Source organism: Paenibacillus sp. FSL R7-0340 (genome assembly GCF_038002205.1).
GTDB lineage: Bacteria > Bacillota > Bacilli > Paenibacillales > Paenibacillaceae > Paenibacillus > Paenibacillus polymyxa_B.
On record NZ_JBBOBY010000001.1, the window covers coordinates 1,750,993 to 1,768,156 of the forward strand.

Consider the following 17,164-nt stretch of genomic DNA (forward strand, 5'->3'; position numbering starts at 1 on the left):
GGAGGGAAAGGGCACATGTCAGACAATGAGTATTATGTCGTACGGGGGGCCTGTATGCGTTGCACTTGCGGGACCCATCCTCGAAAGATCAATTTGCCGAACAGCCACGGGGCTTTTGTTAATGGTAAACCCATGATGAATGAAGGAGATTATTCTCCTGAAAATGTCCCTCATTTTGGAATTTGTAACAGTCCGGAACAGCCGAGTGCCGAGACTATATATCTGATCGCTGAAGATGGCTCCACAATCTCAGGGAAACCATGCCTGCCGATGCTGATGGATAAGTGGAAAAACACAAAAGAACAGACAAAGGTGGAAGGCCAGCCAGCCTTGACGACCTCTTCATTTCAGACTTGTTTATATCATGGATTTATCGAATTTCATACGAATGGCCAGCAGGAGGAGTAGCTGGAAGGGAGGTTTGAAAACATGATAGGATATGATCAGATTCGAATAGATTCCCCCTACCCCATTCAGGTCTTAAAGGATGTTCAGATCGAGTGGAAGCCGAGTGAGCATGGGCGTATTACACTCACAGGCATTTGTAAGGAGTCGAGTCATGCCACGGCTGCGCTAGATGCGACCTCAGAGGATCAGCTACATGTGTATGCGCAGAATGGACAAGAAGAAATCAGCTTGTTTAAGGGTGTCGTCCATACGGTGGAAGTTGAGAACCATAATGGAGTATATACACTTACACTGGAAGGAATCAGTGGCTCATTTGAGCTGGATATTGTCAAAAGAAAGCGGTCTTTTCCTGAGGAAAAACAAACATATAGACAGTTAGTGCACAAGCTTGCTCAAGGCTATGAGCAAAGTGATGTCTTGTTCCAGACCGGAGAGCAGTCGGTAGGCGAAGCCATTTTACAATATGATGAAACCGACTGGGAGCTTATGAAACGGATGGCGAGCCGTTTACATACAGTGGTGGTCAGCGACATATGGGAGTCCGCAGCGCCGAAGCTGTATTTCGGCATGCCTGCTGGCACCCAACGAACGATTCGGAAGGATACGCCTTATACGGCAAGTAAAGATTTAAAGGGCTATCAGTGGGCAGGCGGAACGTCAGCCGGGCTACATGATACCGACTTTTTCAAATACGAGATCGAAAGCGGAGAACGGTATGCTCTTGGAGACGAGGTGCAATTTCGCCAGAAAACAATGATTGTAACTGAATTGCGAAGCCGCATGGAAAAGGGGCATTTGCTATTCAGTTATGTGTTGGCCCGCGCGGAGGGCATTCGCAGTGATTTCATCCCCAATCCCAAAACAATCGGGATTTCACTGGAAGGAGAGGTTCTCGCGGTTCGGGGAGAGGAAGTGAAGCTGCGGCTGACGATTGATAAGGATGATGGGGTATCCGAGCCGCATTGGTATCCATTCGCTCCCCCAACGGGAAGTGCGATGTACAGTATGCCGAAGGTGGGAACACAGGCAAGCCTGTATTTTCCAGATGCGTCTGGTTCCAGAGCAATGATTTTGGGTGCGGTTCGTACAAATGGAGACGGTTGCGCGAAAACGAGTAATCCCAATGATCGATATTTTGGTACGGAGCATGGAAGTGAGCTGAAAATGGCACCGGGTCGCATCCATATCATGGGTGATCCGGGTGGGACATTGCAGATGAGTCTGGACGATGCTACTGGGATTGAAATAACTAGTCCCAAAAAGCTAACACTAGAAGCAGAGCAGAAAATCATTCTGAATACGCCGAAGAAAATCATTATTGACGGAACCAGTCAGGTCATGGCGTACCAGACGGGAGGAAGCACGGGACTTTCGGTAGAGAACGAATACCACGTGTTGGGAGGAAATGTATGGGCGGACGGTAGCGACCGAACCGCGTACCCGCCGTTCGACGATGAGCCGAAGGAAGGGCAGCCACCTCCACCGCCGCCACCCCCTGAACCGTTTAACTGGGGCAAGCTGGGGATGAATATTTTGGGCGGTTTGGCGGTTGTCGCAGCCGTAGCCGTGGTAGCAGCCATTACGGTAGCGACGCTTGGAGCGGGTACGGTGGTCATTGCGGCGGTAGCCGGAGGAGCACTGCTTGCAGGCGGCTTGGGCGTAGCGAGTTTGGCGGCATCGGATATCGCCCGAGGGGAAGTGAGCGACTTTAGTGACTATGCCCTGACCGGCTTAAAAGAAGCGGGGATCGGGGCAGTGTCTGGAGCGATCTTTGGTCCACTCGGTGTAGGAGGAACGTTGCTAAGAAAAGCAGCGATCGGCGGTGTAACAAATGCCGCGGAAAATTTGGCGAGTCAGGTGCTAAGTGGTGAAAAGATCAACTGGGGCTCAGTAGCAAAAGACGCAGGACTAGGTTTTGTCACCGTAGGCGTACTGGATTCCAAAGTAGGCAAGGCCATCGGCGGATTCGCGGAAAAGGTAGGCAGCAAGGTTACACCGCAATGGATTAGCAAAGGTGTAGATGCAGTCGGGGCAGGCTTTGGCAAAGCTCTAACCAAGCTGGAGCAGTCCGGCAGTAAACTGGGTCAGAAGTTCAATGAGCAACTAAGTAAAATGGCAGACGGCCTCAGCCCCGGGAAGTTGGCCACAGCCAACGGAGCGCCAGTTCCGCACGTTAATAAGATGGACAGCGGACCACTTCCACAGACGGATGTGCAGAAGAATTACAACAAGGTCATGAAGGAAATGGAAGAGAGCGCGGCGAAAAAGGTTGATGGGACTGGTGAAGTTAGTAAGACTGTAATCCCTTATGGAAAACAAATTGAAAAAGTCGGTAACAAAAAAATATTAAAACCGAATGCAAAGTACACAACACCAGAAGGATATAATTATGAAACAAATGAATTTGGTCGTATTGAAAGTGTCGAGGCTGATTTACAACTCGGCAAAGGAACAAGAAATCAATACGCTCAAAGTAATGTGGGAGAAACAGACAGAATTCGAGGTGATTATCCAGATAGAGATGATGGTGGTCATTTAATTGGTAGTCAATTTAAAGGTTCTGGGGATATTGATAACTTACTTCCAATGAATTCCCAAATTAACGAAGCTGGTGGAAAATGGCATCAGATGGAACAAGAATGGGCATCAGCGTTAGAAAGAAAAGAAAGCGTCAAAGTAAAAATAAACCCCCAATACACTGGTAATTCTGCTAGACCTGATAGCTTTATAGTAGAGTATTCGATTGATAGCGGTAGGACAAAGAAAATCACAATAGAGAATCAAATTGGAGGTTGATAGAATCATGGAGCAACAGATGGATCAGCTTTACCCCTTAATAGCAGAGCATGTTTTAAGTATGATACCTGACGACAACTGGAACGAGATTTACTTATATGCCGAAATACTGGATGGATCTAGAGAGGTATATTTTTATTTCAATACTTCTGAGAATGAGGCTTTTATATACTCCCATGATATTCCTGAAAAATATAGTGTGAATGAAAAAATTTACGACAAATTACTATTAGAATTGCAAACAAAATTTAAAGAATTAAGACAAATATTTATAGACAACGATCAAGACGCGTGGACAAATTTAACCTTAACTTTGAAGTTTCCTGGTAAGTTGAAGATTCATTATGATTATGAAGATATAATAGCTTCGACACTAACCTCAACTCAAAGACAAATGATTTTTGAGTATCGATATTTAGGTTTACTTCCTGAGAATGAAAAGAATAAACTGTTTGTAGAGAATTATTTAAATAGTCAAGATTAATAGCTCTGTAGAACTAACCTGACTATGACAAACTATAGGGAGAATTTCGCGACATGGGGCTACCCAGTGCCGAATGAACCCCTCTTTCAGCCAAACACACATATAACCTATGTAATATCCGTAAAAATATTTTCCCATTATTTTTATACGCACATCAATGCTTTAATTTTATATTCTTAATAATACTGTTCTGTTGCTTCGAACAGGTTGATTATGGTCAGAACCCACCATGATTGACCTGTTTTTTGTTATTTTTGTTTTCTCCCTGATTTTTTGGCATTCTTCCCAACTGTAGAGTACGCTGTCCTGATGGATATAGTGTTAGAGACGTTGCACCTAAATTGCAGGATAGTCCAACTACTATATTGTTAGGCTGTTTCTGAATAATGTCTACAAGGAAGCACGCAACGAATTTTGAAGTAGTTAAGATTTTTATTTTGTAAGGATAATCTGGTGACGACCAGTTGACATACAACAGGCAGGGTAACGTTTAAAGGCTACCCACCTACCCTCTAATTAAGCCCGAAATTCATGAAAAAAATCGGTAAGGGCGCACATGAAAAAAATCACTGTATCCATTGACCGCATTATCATTGACTTTACAGATATCTATTGGAACTTTTTCAATGAGTTTCATAAACGAATCTGTCACTTGCTTCAATGGTTCAATATCCGCCGCAGTTTAATAACAAGTATCTATGTGTAGTGCTAACGGACTTGACTAAGTTTACTTCAAAAGTGGGGCGGCTCGTGCAGGAGATCCAGGCGGTCAATCAGCTTTTATAGCCAGGATAAAAAATAGAAAATATACTTATAAGTACCTTTAAAGGTGAAGAGAAATACGACCGCCATGTAAAAAATGTAAAAAGGCACTTTTCGATTTTATTAATGACTTTCATGAATAGTATTTTTGAATAAATAGGAGGATGCTTATGGATAACTTATCATATGATGCGGAGAGAAATACTGATACAAGCAGGATGGAAATCAAATATTAACCGCAACAGCAAAGTTTTTAGAAGCAATGGGGTATCAAGTATTCGATTCAGTGATTGATGCACTGACGGCGGACATAAATTGCATCTTTTAACAAGGATAGTACAACAACTATAGTAAAGAAGGTAGACAAAGAAAGTTACTTTAATCGCAGTTTAACTACGCGTAGCAGGGATTATTGTGTGAGAAAACCATTTGGTGACGACCGGTCAACCGATACAGGTAAAAGGATAAGTTTTAGGTTAGCACCCTTACCCTCTAATACAATCCGAAATTAACTTTATCTTTGTTTCTAAGTCGTGAGCATGTTTGGAACAGAGGCGGCGCAATAATAGATTTGTGGGAAAGGTGGTTTGATAAGTTATGAAGTACGGAATACACAGTAATTTAGTTGAAGAGGTTATTCAGTTCTCAAATTCTATGATAGATTTTCCAAAAACAGAGAGACCTCAAAATATTGTTACAATTAATCAATATGAAGAGGCAAAAAGGCTAGCTATTACTGAAGTTTTCGGTGAAGATGAATATACTTGGTCTGATATAAGACAACTTAAAATGGGAAAAGTTAAGGGAAAGTTATATAAATTAGATTCTTCCCAAAAACCTAGTGGTTTGGATGAATTAACTGGATTGCTAGCTGATGGTCTTAGCAGTCAAATAACGGACTCTTATAGTGATTTTTTTTGAAAGTGTTGTAGTTGATTTGAGAAACTGCGCAATAAATCGTGCAATAAATGGTGAGATTGAAAATTTTTATGAACAAGTTTTTAGAATCTATAAGGCTGGTGGTTTTCCATGTGGGTGGGATGGTGATTACCCAGACGAAGGAAGATTTATTGCTTACTTTGCCTAAAAACAATAAACTGAGTGAGGTTAACATATGACTTTTTCACAAAGAACTATTGATATTTTAAAGGATGCTGGTTGGTATCCCGAAAGAAAAGTAGAGATCAGCTCAACAATAAACTTTTTAGAAAAAAAAGGATTTGAAGTATTTAATCCTGCTAAAGAGGCATTTGAACATTTCAGAGGACTAGAGTATTCAGTGCCTAGTGACGAATCAGATGACTTTCAGATAGGTCCTGAATTTTTAAGGGAAGGAATTGAAAGGAAACACTATAGCAGGTATGAAACGATAATTGGAGAAGAGCTAGTTGTGATCGGATTGGCATATGACGATAATGCAACTATGTTTATGTCTAAGACTGGGAAAGTATACGGTATCATGGACGATTATTATATTTGGAAATTTGGCAATAATATATATGAAGCTATGAATAATTTATGTGAGAGTAAAGAGCTAAAGGTAATTAGTGAGGAATAAAGCTAAGTGTTTAACAAAGTCAACTAAGCAACAAATAACTTCAGTTTTAATAAACTTTTAAAGCTTATTCCGTTATGAATCAATGAAGGAATAAGCTTTTTTTCTGTATGCCCAAAATAAAAGTGGAGAGCAACTACATGGAGAAGAAATGGCGATAGTAGAAGTAATTGTGCTCAATCTCAAGTAGCTGGACAGCAGACCTTTTTAGATTTCATTAACGATTTACAATAAACATATGGTTAAATTTACCGACTTTTCCCTTGTGCGGCTAACTTTTTAAGGGAATTTGGAGGGATAAAGTATAGCTTTAATCGACTTAATGGAGCTAAAGACTCATTTCATACAATTACAGAGGAAACTTATGGGGATTACTATGAAAAAGAAGACATCGATGCGGAAGCCATTCTAGATAATTATAAAGAGGGTACGGAAGAGAGTAACAAGGAAAAAGCGGAAAGTGATCGCCTGTATGTTACGGGTTGGGATGTGGAGCCTTTTTATAATGAAGCGACCTATAATTTAACCTGGTCTATGCTGGCGGAGGATGGGAACAAGGAAAAGCTGATCAATTATAATGTTCGCTTGCTCACTCGTCAGGGTTATATCTCTGCCATATTAGTGTCCGATCCTGCGCATTTGGACGCAGATAAGAAGTTTTTGAATGAGAACATATTACCCAAGCTGACAGTCAAATCAGGTGAGCGGTACGAGGATTTTAATGCTTCAACGGACAAAATTTCCGAATACGGCCTGACCGGATTGATTTTGGGAGGAGCAGGCTTGGCAGTAGCTAAAAAGGTAGGCTTGTTGGCATTACTCATTGCTTTTTTTAAGGGCGCGGGAATTAAGGTTATCATACTTATTGGTGCTGCTTGTGCAGGTATGTTTGGTGTAATAGGCAAGTTTTTCGCCAAATTATTTCGCAAGAAAAAATCGGAATCCGTGCACAATGAAACGAACGTTCAGGATCAGTCAGAAACACTACAGTAAAGATAAAAAACACTCTATAAAATTGCTGATAAATAGGGGATGATGATTGAGCGCAAAACACAATCTCAGGCAGCCTGGAAGCACACTTGGATACGTAACTTGAGCAGAACTAATTTACATGAACAGATGATCATGGAGACGATAGACCCGTGAATCATCTGTTTTTCGTTTATTTTATCCCTTGTAATACTTTCGGTACACCGCGGGCGTTGTGCCTTCATATTTTTTGAATATTTTAATGAAATATCCCGGCTCATTGAAGCCGAGCTCGCTACTGATCTGAGATACAGGAATATCTGTAGCTTCGAGCAATTGCTTCGCCCATTTAATCTTCAGGCGGGAAAGATAGCTGGAAAAGTTCTCCCCCGTTTCCTTGGCAAACACCCGACTAAAATAGCTTGGGCTAATGTGGCACAAGTCAGCCATGGCTTTGAGAGAAAAAGTTTCACCCTTGTGCTGAAAAATATATTCAAAGGCGGGTTTTAGTACGGGATTTCCACACGGAATATCCACATCTCCTGAGGAATTCAGATAGGCATCTGCTAAGAAATTATTCATTTCTTTCTTAAGGCTTTCGATATGCTCCAGCGAGTAGCCAGGAAGGATCTCGGACAACTGCGGAGTGGACTGTGTGGCCGACGCCTTCTCGAACATTTCTGCGAGAAGATTTTTGTTCATGGCTTCTTCAACAATATAATTACACAATAAGGATAACATGTTGGAGATCGTCTGAATTTCCTGATAGGTCATGGATGGCAGATCGGCGTAGTCGTTCTTAAGTTCCTCCCATTTGGAACTGTACAGTTTTTCATTTTTTGACGTGAGGATTTGCTCCAGCTGTAAGGCGCTCGAAGGATCGGCTAAGCGGACCTGACCTGCCATGACGGCGCCGATGTACTTATCGTCAATAATGATCGGTACCGCGATGTCGACGATGTCATAATGACAGAGATAAATATAAGGTTTGTTGGAACGCACCGCTTCAAGTCCACCGCGAGAGTCACATTTTTGGCAGTAGGGAAGGAGACTCTCATCCTGGCGAACCTTCTTGCAGAACGATTGGCATTGGCTGTGGCTAGTTACGGGATTCCCTTTATAATCGACGGTGAGAATGGCTAATTTGGTAACGGATGCTAATGAATCCTGCAACTGCTCCCACTTTTTCAAATCAAAGATTTTCTGGATGCTCAAATGTTCACGTATCAAGATTCTCATCCCTTAATGGTAAATTATCCTGTAAGCGATAACAAAAAAGTACAATTTGTGATCTTCAGTGCAAAAAAATACGATTGTAGATTATAATATATTCCTTGATTCCTCCAATGTAAAGTTTACATGGTTCGGTTATAGTTTTAATCAGAACGAAGCCAACACAATCATAAGGAGGAATTATAGATGAGAAAAGCTTTTATCAGCCCAAGCAAATATGTACAAGGTGAAAACGAATTGTTGAATTTGGGTTACTATGTGAGCACCTTCGGCAAATCCGCTTTACTGATTGCGCATCCTGCCGATGTGGCGCGGGTAAAAGATAAGCTTGATTCCACTTTGGATAAATATAACGTGACCTTTATTGAAAGCGGTTTTATGGGTGAGTGTTCCAGACAGGAAGTGTCTAGACTTCAGGAAATTGCTACTGCGAATGGATGCGATTGTATCGTAGGTCTCGGCGGTGGGAAAGCGATCGACGCGGCGAAATGCGTGGCCCAAGGGGAAGCGCTTATCATCTGTCCGACGATTGCTGCGACGGATGCACCGACAAGTCACTCGGCCGTTCTTTACACCCCGGAAGGCGCTTTCGACGATTACGCCTATTTTAAGCAAAGTCCGAGTGTCGTATTAGTCGACACCACCGTAATTGCCAATGCACCAACCCGATTCCTCGTATCAGGCATGGGTGATGCACTGTCGACTTACTTTGAAGCCCGTGCGACCTCCCGTTCTTACTCCAGGGTCAATGCCGGACTGCCTAACGGAGTACGCGAAGGACAGTGTGCGCCAACAGTAGGTACAAATGCGGCGATTGCACTTGCAACGCTATGTTATGAAATGCTGTTGAAAGACGGTACCAAAGCAAAAGCGGCATGTGATGAAAACCAAGTTACGCAAGCACTCGAAAATATCATTGAAACTAATATTTTACTCTCAGGCCTCGGCTTCGAGAGCGGCGGACTTGCGGCGGCCCATGCGATTCATGATGGACTCACGATTTTGGAAGGCACGCATCATTATTATCATGGAGAGAAAGTTGCATTCGGCACGATCGCACAGCTGGTGCTCGAAAACGCACCGACGGAAGAATTACATCAGGTACTTGATTTCTGTTTAGCCGTCGGTTTACCGGTCTGCTTGGCTGATATCGGCGTCGATCATATCAGCCAGGAAGAACTCATGGAAGTAGCTGCAAAGGCCTGCATTCTGGAGGAATCGATTCATTCCATGCCGTTTCCGGTCACAGTGGAGCAGGTTGCAGCGGCAATCGCTGCGGCCGACCGTATCGGGAGCCAGTACAAAGCGGAGGTAAAGTAGCATGAAAAAGGTCATCAACCGTGCGGAAAATTTGGTCCTTGAGATGTGCAGCGGTATTGCGCTCGCGCATCCCGAGCTGGAATTTCTGCCAAAATACAAAGTGCTCAAAAAAAAGGAATTGAACGCGGAGAAAGTAACGCTCATCAGCGGCGGTGGCAGTGGTCATGAGCCCGCCCACGCCGGCTTTGTTGGCAAAGGGATGCTCGATGCCGCGGTCTGCGGTGACGTCTTCGCCTCTCCCTCACAAATTCAAGTATATCAGGCCATCCGAGCGACAACCGGGAAAAAAGGTGCGTTGCTGATTATTAAAAATTACAGCGGCGATATTATGAACTTTAGAAACGGCGCCCATCTGGCCACTGAAGACGGTCTGGAAGTGGACTATGTAAAGGTTGAAGACGACATCGCTGTAGAAGACAGCCTATATACGGTCGGACGGCGCGGGGTGGCGGGAACGGTACTCGTCCATAAGATTGCGGGTGCAGCGGCGGAAGAGGGCCGGAGTCTGGCGGAAGTTAAAGCAGTGGCCGAGAAAGCCGCTGCGAATGTACGCAGTATCGGATTCGCATTGACTTCGTGTACCGTGCCGGCGAAGGGTACGCCAACATTAGAGCTCGGGCATGATGAAATCGAGTACGGCGTCGGCATTCACGGCGAGCCTGGGACCAGCCGTGAGAAGCTGACGGATGCGGATACGTTGGCAGGCAGAATGGTAACCGATCTCCTTAGAGACATGCAGATTGAAACTGGATTCGGCGGAGAAATCGCCCTGTTGATCAATGGTTTCGGCGGCACCCCTCTGCAAGAACTGTACCTCTTCAATCATTCGGTCACTCGCGAACTAGCAGCGAAGGGGATCACGATCGATCGCACTTTTGTCAACAATTATATGACGAGTATCGATATGGCAGGCATCTCGGTTTCCATCATGAAGCTGGACAACGAACTGAAAACGCTCCTTTCCCATGAAAGCAACGCACCTGCGTTCAAGGTGGCTGGACCTGTTGATCATGTCGTATTCACGGATATTTCAACTGTAGCAGACGAAAAGCGGCAAGTATCCTTTGAGGTGGAAACGGACCCTGCCTTCGCGGTTATTGAGAACAACAAAGTTACGTTGAACAATCTTATCTATTTAGTCGATAAGATGAGCGAGGTTATCATCAAGAATGAGGTACCTTTCTGCGATCTTGACTCTCATGCAGGCGACGGCGACTTTGGCATGAGCGTTGCTAAGGGATTTCGTCAGCTGAAACGAGAATGGAGAGACATCCTGAATCAAGATTCTTTGACGATGGGAGCCTTTCTTCATTCATGCTCGCTCGTCATCATGGAATATTGCGGTGGCGCTTCGGGTCCGATCTGGGGTTCAGCATTTCGCGCAGCGGCACGATCTGCGGGCGAACGAACCGAACTCACCGTTTCCGAATTCGCGGATATGATGCAGGCTGCGGTGCAAGGCATACAATCAACAGGCGAACGTTCTTTCGGCAGAGGAGCCGTCGTTGGCGATAAAACGCTTATAGATGCATTAGTGCCATGTGCGGATAGCTGGTTGGAGAGCGTAAAATTAGATTTTGATGTGAAGGCAGCCTTTGTAAGTGGTGCTCAAGCCGCTGTATCAGGGGCCAAAAAGACGGAAGACATCGTGGCGCGCATGGGTCGTGCCGGAACGGTCGGAGAGAGAAGCCTCGGTTATCCAGATGCGGGGGCTTATGCGCTTGGGGTGATATTTACGGAGCTCGCTGAGTGTTTGAAATGATTCTCTATATATCCAAAATTACTGTAGCGAACATTTCGTTTAGATATCCATTCTGTAACACTCGCTAATTCTTAAAAATTCAAGGTTTGTTCATTGCAATTGATGTGCATTAGGTTTATAATTTCAGACGGATTCAAAGGGCTTATCCCGGAATCCATGGGAGTTCATCCCATCTGAGCTAGCTTACTGCATGCTCAAATATGAATTAAGCGAGGGATTTACAATGAAAACCTGCTGCACCATCCAAGTTGACGAAGACAGTTTAGTTATTGATTTGCCAGAAGAAGGAACCACGCTAGAGTCCCTGCTCGGTGATATTGAGAGCTGTGGAGGTAGTGAAGAACCTTGGCTGCAACTTATAGACAAGGTAATAGGTAACTCATCTGAGACTTTACTGACAGATCAAGCGACGGATGGCGGCGATATGAAGGAAGATCAGACGACCAAAGAACCTCAAGCAACTGCTCAGGGGTAATAGGGAGATCCTACGTTAAGACGAAATTTGTAACATTATTCGATCACATATAAGATCATTTATAAGACTGCTATACCGAGCCAAGGCATCGGGAAGCAGTCTTTTTTTATTAAACAACTAAAATTCTCCAAATTTTGCAATTGGTAAATGAGTCTTTTGTCCCTTTAGTACTCTATAGTAGCCAACTAAGCAGAACACATCCCAAAACCGTGACTTCCTGTTCATTTTCTATCATAAAGTCGAAATGTAACATGAAACTAACTATAATAGTAGTATCATCCATATACAGGTAAGTGACATCTATGTTTGGACCTGATCCTCTTGTTGTATGAAGGAGGGGGCAAAAGAGCGGAGAACAACGTACTGATAAGTCTCATCTACTTTATAAAAAGGAAGGAATGTGTAAATGATGAATGGGCAATGGATCCTGCCAAGGATCGCAAAAAGAGTAGCGGTGATGCTAACAGCAGTATTACTGTTAACGTTAACGAACGGATTCAACTGGAATACGCAAACAGCAGAGGCTGCTGGGACGACCCCTGTGGAACGTTACGGACAACTTTCAGTAAAGAATGGTAAACTGGTGGATAAAAACGGTAAACCTGTACAACTCAAAGGTATTAGCTCTCACGGCGTCCAATGGTTTGGGGATCTGGTAAATCAGGACTCTATGAAATGGCTACGGGACGATTGGGGCATTTCCGTATTCCGGGTTGCACTGTACACTGAAGAAGATGGTTATATCGCCAATCCTTCTTTGAAAAATAAAGTGAAGGAAGCGATTGAGGCAGCACAGAAACTGGGCTTGTACGTCATTATTGACTGGCACATTCTCTCAGATGGCGATCCGAACATTCATAAAAATGAAGCCAAAGCTTTCTTTAATGAATTTTCGACTCAGTACGGCCATTTGCCTAATGTAATCTATGAGCTTGCCAATGAGCCGAATGGGAATGTGAACTGGAACAATCAAATCCGACCTTATGCGTCTGAGGTATCTCAGGTTATTCGTGCTAAGGACCCGGACAATATTATTATTGTAGGAACAGGCACATGGAGTCAGGATGTACATGATGCAGCAGACCATCCACTTCCAGACAAGAATACAATGTATACCGTACATTTCTATGCGGGTACGCATGGACAGTACTTGCGCGATCGGGTCGATTATGCGCTGAACAAAGGCGTGGGCATATTTGCTACCGAGTGGGGTACAAGCGATGCTTCGGGTAACGGTGGTCCGTTCCTGAATGAATCCAAAGTATGGACTGATTTTCTGGCAAGCCGTGGAATCAGTTGGGCTAACTGGTCGCTGGCAGATAAAAATGAGACCTCTGCTGCGCTGTTGCCTGGTGCTGACCGTAAGGGAGGATGGCCTGATTCACAATTGTCCGCTTCCGGCAAATTCGTAAAACAGGCGATTCTGGAAGGCTCCAGCAACAATGGTGGAGGCGGAAACAACGGTGGGAATAACGGCGGAGATGGCGGCAACACTGGCGGTAATAACGGTGGTGGCAACAACGGCGGCGATAACGGTAACGGAGGAAGTACACCAGGCAGTAACGATCAAGGGATTGTGCTTCAGTATCGCACCGGTGACACGAACGCCAAGGATAACGCAATCCGTCCTGAATTTAATATCAAAAATACAGGGAAAACAGCTGTGAAGTTGAGTGATCTAAAAATTCGCTACTATTACACAGATGAAAGCAAACAAGCTCAGCAGTTTTTTGTAGACTGGGCCAGGATTGGCAATGAAAAGGTAAAAGTAACATTTGTAACATTGCCGAATCCAAAGGCTAAGGCTGATAAATATATGGAGATCTCTTTCACAGATGGAGCGGGAACGATTCAGCCCGGAGGGGAAAGCGGAGAAATTCAACCCCGGATTCATGCTGCAAATTGGAGCAATTTTGATGAGACCAACGATTACTCCTATGGTGCTACCCAAACAGCATTCGCAGACTGGGACCATGGCACTGTATATCAGCAGGGTAAGCTGGTTTGGGGGATAGAGCCTTAGAATTTAATCGTTACTAACTTTATCGGAACGAGTAAAGATATGGGACTTTTGGGTGGAAGATTTCCAAGGTTTGGAGTATAGAATATGCGCCTTTGGTATATGAGGACTGGAACTTTAGAAGGTAACGACTGACACTTTAGTTTCGGTATATATACTACCAAAGTACCAGATGATGTTCGACTTTTGTGGTGCTTGAATTACTTCCATAGTGCAGAGTGGGTGGTTCCAATGAACCCCTCTCTACGACAAACCCCCGCTGTTGCCATTATAGGCAGGCGGGGGTTTTTATGTTTCTGAAGCTCAGCCTCCGTTCAACTGTGTCTATACCAAATCAAAAGCTTTGGCCAGCAGACGGTAGGACTGAACACGTTTATCAAAGTCATGTATGGATGAAACGATCAGCAACTCATCGGTACGATACTGCTCAGCCAGTCTTAGCAGCTGTTCCTTACACTGTTCAGGGGTACCAACAACACGCCATGCTGTGGATTGACGCAGCCGCTCACGATCCAACTCCGTGTACGGATAGGACATTGCTGTTTTCACCGACGGAAGAGAACTCATTTCTTTACCTTGCATAAGCAAAAGGAAATACAAACTAGCACTGGACGCCAGTTGTTCAGCTTCTTCTTCGGTTTCCGCGCAGGCCACCGTAACTGCCGCCATGGAATGGGGCTTATCACCCAGGATCGAAGGCTGGAATTGCTCGTGGTAACGTGCGGTAGCTTCTACACCACCTGGAGTCCCGAAAAATTGGGCAAAGGCATAGGAGGCACCCATCATCGCAGCCAATCTAGCGCTTTCTCCACTGGAGCCGAGCAACCATAATTCAGGGACGGTCGATATCATCGGGGAGGCATGAAGACCGGCAAATCGATGATTGTCAGGCACCGAATCATGGAAGTAGTCGATTAAATCGAGAATCTGCTGTGGATATTGTTCGACAGATTGGTACTTGCCTTCCTGCAGAGCACGAGTAGCCAGCGGTAAACCACCGGGAGCACGCCCTATTCCCAGGTCGATGCGTCCTGGATGGAGTGCCTCCAGCAAGCGGAAGTTTTCGGCGACTTTATACGCGCTGTAGTGTGGCAGCATAATACCGCCTGAACCTACACGAATGCGTGATGTGTGAGCAGCCAAATGCGCAATCAGCACCTCAGGGCTGGAGTGCGCTAGTGTTTTGGACGCATGATGTTCGGATACCCAATAACGGCTATATCCCAGTTGATCAGCTTCACGCGCTAAATCTGTTGTATTGGATAATGCATCCTGAGCAGTACCGCCTTCAGGAATATGAGACTGGTCCAGTATACCCAGTTTAAGCATTTATAATCACCTCTTACACAACTGTATCAGACACAACTCATTAGGTCAAAATTCAAAAATGGATAGGTTGGAGTTTGGGGACCTTTTCGTTATAATAAAGGATGTGTAAAGGATGAGAGAACATCCTTGCTTATGGAGAGGGGATTAAATTTGTGTTAAGAACACCTTTGGGGCGTGTCCGAATCATGCTCTGGATTCAAGCTATAGCTTATTTGGCGATACTATTCACCCACCAGCCCCTGCAAGCTGCGGGCATGACCCAGGCGGTTATGGTGATTGGTAACATATACCGGGTGAGCTTTTTGTTGCTCCTCGTTGCTTTAATCTATGGAAAAACAGCACTGCACTGGTCTATACGGCGGCCTCTTTTTATTATGTTTGCCTCCTTCATCCCGTTTGGTCTGATGATTATGGATTTTGTTTGGGTGCGAAAATGGACAGGGGATTCGGCAGCAGAACAGCGAGCTGCATCGTAATCTTAGAAGATTTTTTAGTGTGAAGTGTCGAGGAGTTTGTCTAGCGTAAGCGGAACTGGCCCCGATACAGTAGAAAAGAACATTACGCAGTTTGATGCGTGGTGTTCTTTTTTTGTGCACCGGAGGAATTATGAAAAATGCTGAACTAAAAATTCTGCCGTTTTGCGTCTTTGAAAGCCTTCAACCCAATGTCCGGTAAACGGATAAATTTCAATCGTTTTCGGTGATTCAATACGGTTATAAGCGGCGAAAATCGTCTCTGGCATACACACAGTATCCTTGAACCCTACCGATACCATGATCGGGGTACGAATGCGATGAGCAAGATTCATCACGTCAAAATAACTTAATGTATGTAGTACCTGCTCCAAATGCTCCGGAAATCGGTTGACGAATTCAGCTGCTTCCGTCAGTGAACTGGTAGAATTCATCATACCAAAATCCATATGACACATATTGGGGATATCCGCGACCGTAATGGCAGCTTTATCGCTGAGCGCAGCCACCATTAATGAAAGTCCGCCGCCCTGGCTGGCGCCACTGATTGCGATTTTAGCCGAATCAACATCCGACTGCTCCGCTACCCAATCTACGGCTCTAAGGGCATCGGTTGTAATCGTTTTGTAGTAGCAGGTATCCTTGTCCAATATTCCTTTCGTTACCCAGCCTTTAACCGTACCGTGAGGATCACCCAGACGGTCTCCCGTTTCTCCTCCCTGACCACGTACATCTACTGCCAATACAGCAAAGCCAAGCATGAGCCAAGAGGAATAATCTTCAGGATAGCCTTTTCCGCCTGTATAGCCATGAAACAGAACGATACACGGCAGCTTTTGATCTCCGGCAAATCGGGGGCGTACATACCAGGCATGCAGAGGCGTATCATCGACACCCTCAAAAGTAACCCGGTAGGCAAGGATATGAGGATAAGGTGTTTCTACGGGAGCTTTGAACGCACGTACAGGTTTGGTGTGTACTTCTTCCAATGTTTTGGCCCAGAATAAATCGATATCCTTCGGGGCGGTAAGATCGGGCCGATATTGCTTTAATTCGGCAATTCTTTTTTCAATAACATTCATAATTAAAATTCTCCTTCATATAGAATGAACTTCTCCTTAAGCTTTACCCGGTAAAGTTGACTCCTCCAGCTCTCTCAGCAGTTCAAATGCTCTTTCATTAGTGCTTCCACACGTATCCTCATCAGCATGGAATCCACTGCATACAACTGGGCGCTCAGGTTTGCCAAACAATCGGCAACGGTAATCGGAAGTGAGCTGAGGGCAAGGAACACCAGCTGGTTTTCCATCTGGCATGCCGGGAATAGGGGAAGAAATCGTAATGGCAATACAGCACGCGGCACATCCTACTCGACACTCCAGTTGGGGTCACTCCTTAAAATCTGTTATTTTTGTAACTTATGCATGAAGTGACATTAATGAAGCCATAATGTGAGGATGGCACAAAAAAAGCAGGAATACAAGGATGAACGCATATTAGACACACTTTTCACACAAGGGGTATAAATAGTCGTAGAGGCACGTAAGATGGTATCAAGTCCCTAAATCAGTGTTCCGT

Annotated in this window: 14 protein-coding genes and 1 pseudogene; 11 read left to right on the forward strand and 4 right to left on the reverse strand. The window is 44.6% G+C overall.

Annotated features, from left to right (window positions below):
- Nucleotides 1–15 precede the first annotated feature (15 nt).
- The 6 genes and pseudogenes from MKX59_RS07830 to MKX59_RS07855 all read left to right on the forward strand — a co-directional run.
- Nucleotides 16–408 carry a DUF4280 domain-containing protein gene (locus MKX59_RS07830; RefSeq protein ID WP_071558385.1) on the forward strand — a complete coding sequence of 131 codons (393 nt, stop codon included), beginning with the start codon at nt 16–18 and terminating at the stop codon, nt 406–408.
- A 21-nt stretch (nt 409–429) separates the two neighbouring features.
- Complete coding sequence (locus MKX59_RS07835) at nt 430–3,204, forward strand: DNA/RNA non-specific endonuclease (protein ID WP_340858051.1); 2,775 nt, start codon at nt 430–432, stop codon at nt 3,202–3,204.
- A 7-nt stretch (nt 3,205–3,211) separates the two neighbouring features.
- Nucleotides 3,212–3,688, forward strand: a complete 477-nt coding sequence (locus tag MKX59_RS07840; RefSeq protein WP_053325932.1) for an antitoxin YezG family protein — start codon at nt 3,212–3,214, stop codon at nt 3,686–3,688.
- Between the two features lie 1,359 nt (nt 3,689–5,047).
- Nucleotides 5,048–5,371: a hypothetical protein gene (locus MKX59_RS07845; RefSeq protein WP_233903760.1), complete on the forward strand. Its 324-nt coding sequence runs from the start codon at nt 5,048–5,050 to the stop codon at nt 5,369–5,371.
- A gap of 193 nt (nt 5,372–5,564) precedes the next feature.
- On the forward strand, nt 5,565–6,008 hold the full coding sequence (locus MKX59_RS07850) for an SUKH-3 domain-containing protein (RefSeq protein WP_053325931.1): 444 nt from the start codon (nt 5,565–5,567) through the stop codon (nt 6,006–6,008).
- A 375-nt stretch (nt 6,009–6,383) separates the two neighbouring features.
- Nucleotides 6,384–6,998: pseudogene (locus MKX59_RS07855) on the forward strand (DUF2167 domain-containing protein); the annotation flags it as partial.
- A gap of 174 nt (nt 6,999–7,172) precedes the next feature.
- On the opposite strand, the gene MKX59_RS07860 reads toward MKX59_RS07855, so the two are convergent.
- Nucleotides 7,173–8,204 (reverse strand): PocR ligand-binding domain-containing protein, encoded by a 1,032-nt coding sequence (locus MKX59_RS07860; RefSeq protein ID WP_340858057.1) that lies wholly within the window; start codon nt 8,202–8,204, stop codon nt 7,173–7,175.
- A 189-nt stretch (nt 8,205–8,393) separates the two neighbouring features.
- Here MKX59_RS07860 and MKX59_RS07865 point away from each other — a divergent pair, with 189 nt between their 5' ends.
- The 4 genes from MKX59_RS07865 to MKX59_RS07880 all read left to right on the forward strand — a co-directional run bounded on the left by MKX59_RS07865 (nt 8,394) and on the right by MKX59_RS07880 (nt 13,787).
- The gene (locus tag MKX59_RS07865; protein ID WP_069080320.1) at nt 8,394–9,527 is read left to right on the forward strand and encodes a glycerol dehydrogenase; all 1,134 of its coding nucleotides are present in this window, start codon (nt 8,394–8,396) and stop codon (nt 9,525–9,527) included.
- 1 nt (nt 9,528) lies between these two features.
- Complete coding sequence (gene dhaK, locus MKX59_RS07870; RefSeq protein ID WP_068942057.1) at nt 9,529–11,289, forward strand: dihydroxyacetone kinase subunit DhaK; 1,761 nt, start codon at nt 9,529–9,531, stop codon at nt 11,287–11,289.
- A 223-nt stretch (nt 11,290–11,512) separates the two neighbouring features.
- Nucleotides 11,513–11,764, forward strand: coding sequence for a hypothetical protein (locus tag MKX59_RS07875; RefSeq protein ID WP_023989833.1), 252 nt, complete (start codon nt 11,513–11,515; stop codon nt 11,762–11,764).
- 406 nt (nt 11,765–12,170) lie between these two features.
- Nucleotides 12,171–13,787, forward strand: a complete 1,617-nt coding sequence (locus MKX59_RS07880) for a cellulase family glycosylhydrolase (protein ID WP_209943299.1) — start codon at nt 12,171–12,173, stop codon at nt 13,785–13,787.
- 321 nt (nt 13,788–14,108) lie between these two features.
- On the opposite strand, the gene MKX59_RS07885 is transcribed toward MKX59_RS07880, so the two are convergent.
- Entirely contained in the window at nt 14,109–15,113 is a 1,005-nt protein-coding gene (locus MKX59_RS07885) for an LLM class flavin-dependent oxidoreductase (RefSeq protein WP_340858061.1), read from the reverse strand.
- A 152-nt stretch (nt 15,114–15,265) separates the two neighbouring features.
- On the opposite strand from MKX59_RS07885, the gene MKX59_RS07890 reads away from it, so the two are divergent.
- A complete protein-coding gene (locus MKX59_RS07890) occupies nt 15,266–15,589 on the forward strand; it encodes a DUF3817 domain-containing protein (RefSeq protein ID WP_340858063.1) in 324 nt (107 codons plus the stop codon).
- 128 nt (nt 15,590–15,717) lie between these two features.
- Here the strand turns inward: MKX59_RS07890 and MKX59_RS07895 are convergent, their stop codons facing one another.
- A complete protein-coding gene (locus MKX59_RS07895; protein ID WP_053325927.1) occupies nt 15,718–16,668 on the reverse strand; it encodes an acetylxylan esterase in 951 nt (316 codons plus the stop codon).
- Between the two features lie 36 nt (nt 16,669–16,704).
- Entirely contained in the window at nt 16,705–16,968 is a 264-nt protein-coding gene (locus tag MKX59_RS07900; protein ID WP_013311446.1) for a YkgJ family cysteine cluster protein, read from the reverse strand.
- Nucleotides 16,969–17,164: the final 196 nt, after the last annotated feature.

What these genes read in the sequence shown, in the direction of transcription:
- MKX59_RS07895 (WP_053325927.1), bottom strand. Translation starts at nt 16,668, where the DNA reads ATGAATGTTATTGAAAAAAGAATTGCCGAATTAAAGCAATATCGGCCC.
- MKX59_RS07845 (WP_233903760.1), top strand. Translation starts at nt 5,048, where the DNA reads ATGAAGTACGGAATACACAGTAATTTAGTTGAAGAGGTTATTCAGTTC.
- MKX59_RS07885 (WP_340858061.1), bottom strand. Translation starts at nt 15,113, where the DNA reads ATGCTTAAACTGGGTATACTGGACCAGTCTCATATTCCTGAAGGCGGT.
- MKX59_RS07835 (WP_340858051.1), top strand. Translation starts at nt 430, where the DNA reads ATGATAGGATATGATCAGATTCGAATAGATTCCCCCTACCCCATTCAG.
- MKX59_RS07840 (WP_053325932.1), top strand. Translation starts at nt 3,212, where the DNA reads ATGGAGCAACAGATGGATCAGCTTTACCCCTTAATAGCAGAGCATGTT.
- MKX59_RS07875 (WP_023989833.1), top strand. Translation starts at nt 11,513, where the DNA reads ATGAAAACCTGCTGCACCATCCAAGTTGACGAAGACAGTTTAGTTATT.
- dhaK (WP_068942057.1), top strand. Translation starts at nt 9,529, where the DNA reads ATGAAAAAGGTCATCAACCGTGCGGAAAATTTGGTCCTTGAGATGTGC.
- MKX59_RS07865 (WP_069080320.1), top strand. Translation starts at nt 8,394, where the DNA reads ATGAGAAAAGCTTTTATCAGCCCAAGCAAATATGTACAAGGTGAAAAC.
- MKX59_RS07850 (WP_053325931.1), top strand. Translation starts at nt 5,565, where the DNA reads ATGACTTTTTCACAAAGAACTATTGATATTTTAAAGGATGCTGGTTGG.
- MKX59_RS07830 (WP_071558385.1), top strand. Translation starts at nt 16, where the DNA reads ATGTCAGACAATGAGTATTATGTCGTACGGGGGGCCTGTATGCGTTGC.
- MKX59_RS07880 (WP_209943299.1), top strand. Translation starts at nt 12,171, where the DNA reads ATGATGAATGGGCAATGGATCCTGCCAAGGATCGCAAAAAGAGTAGCG.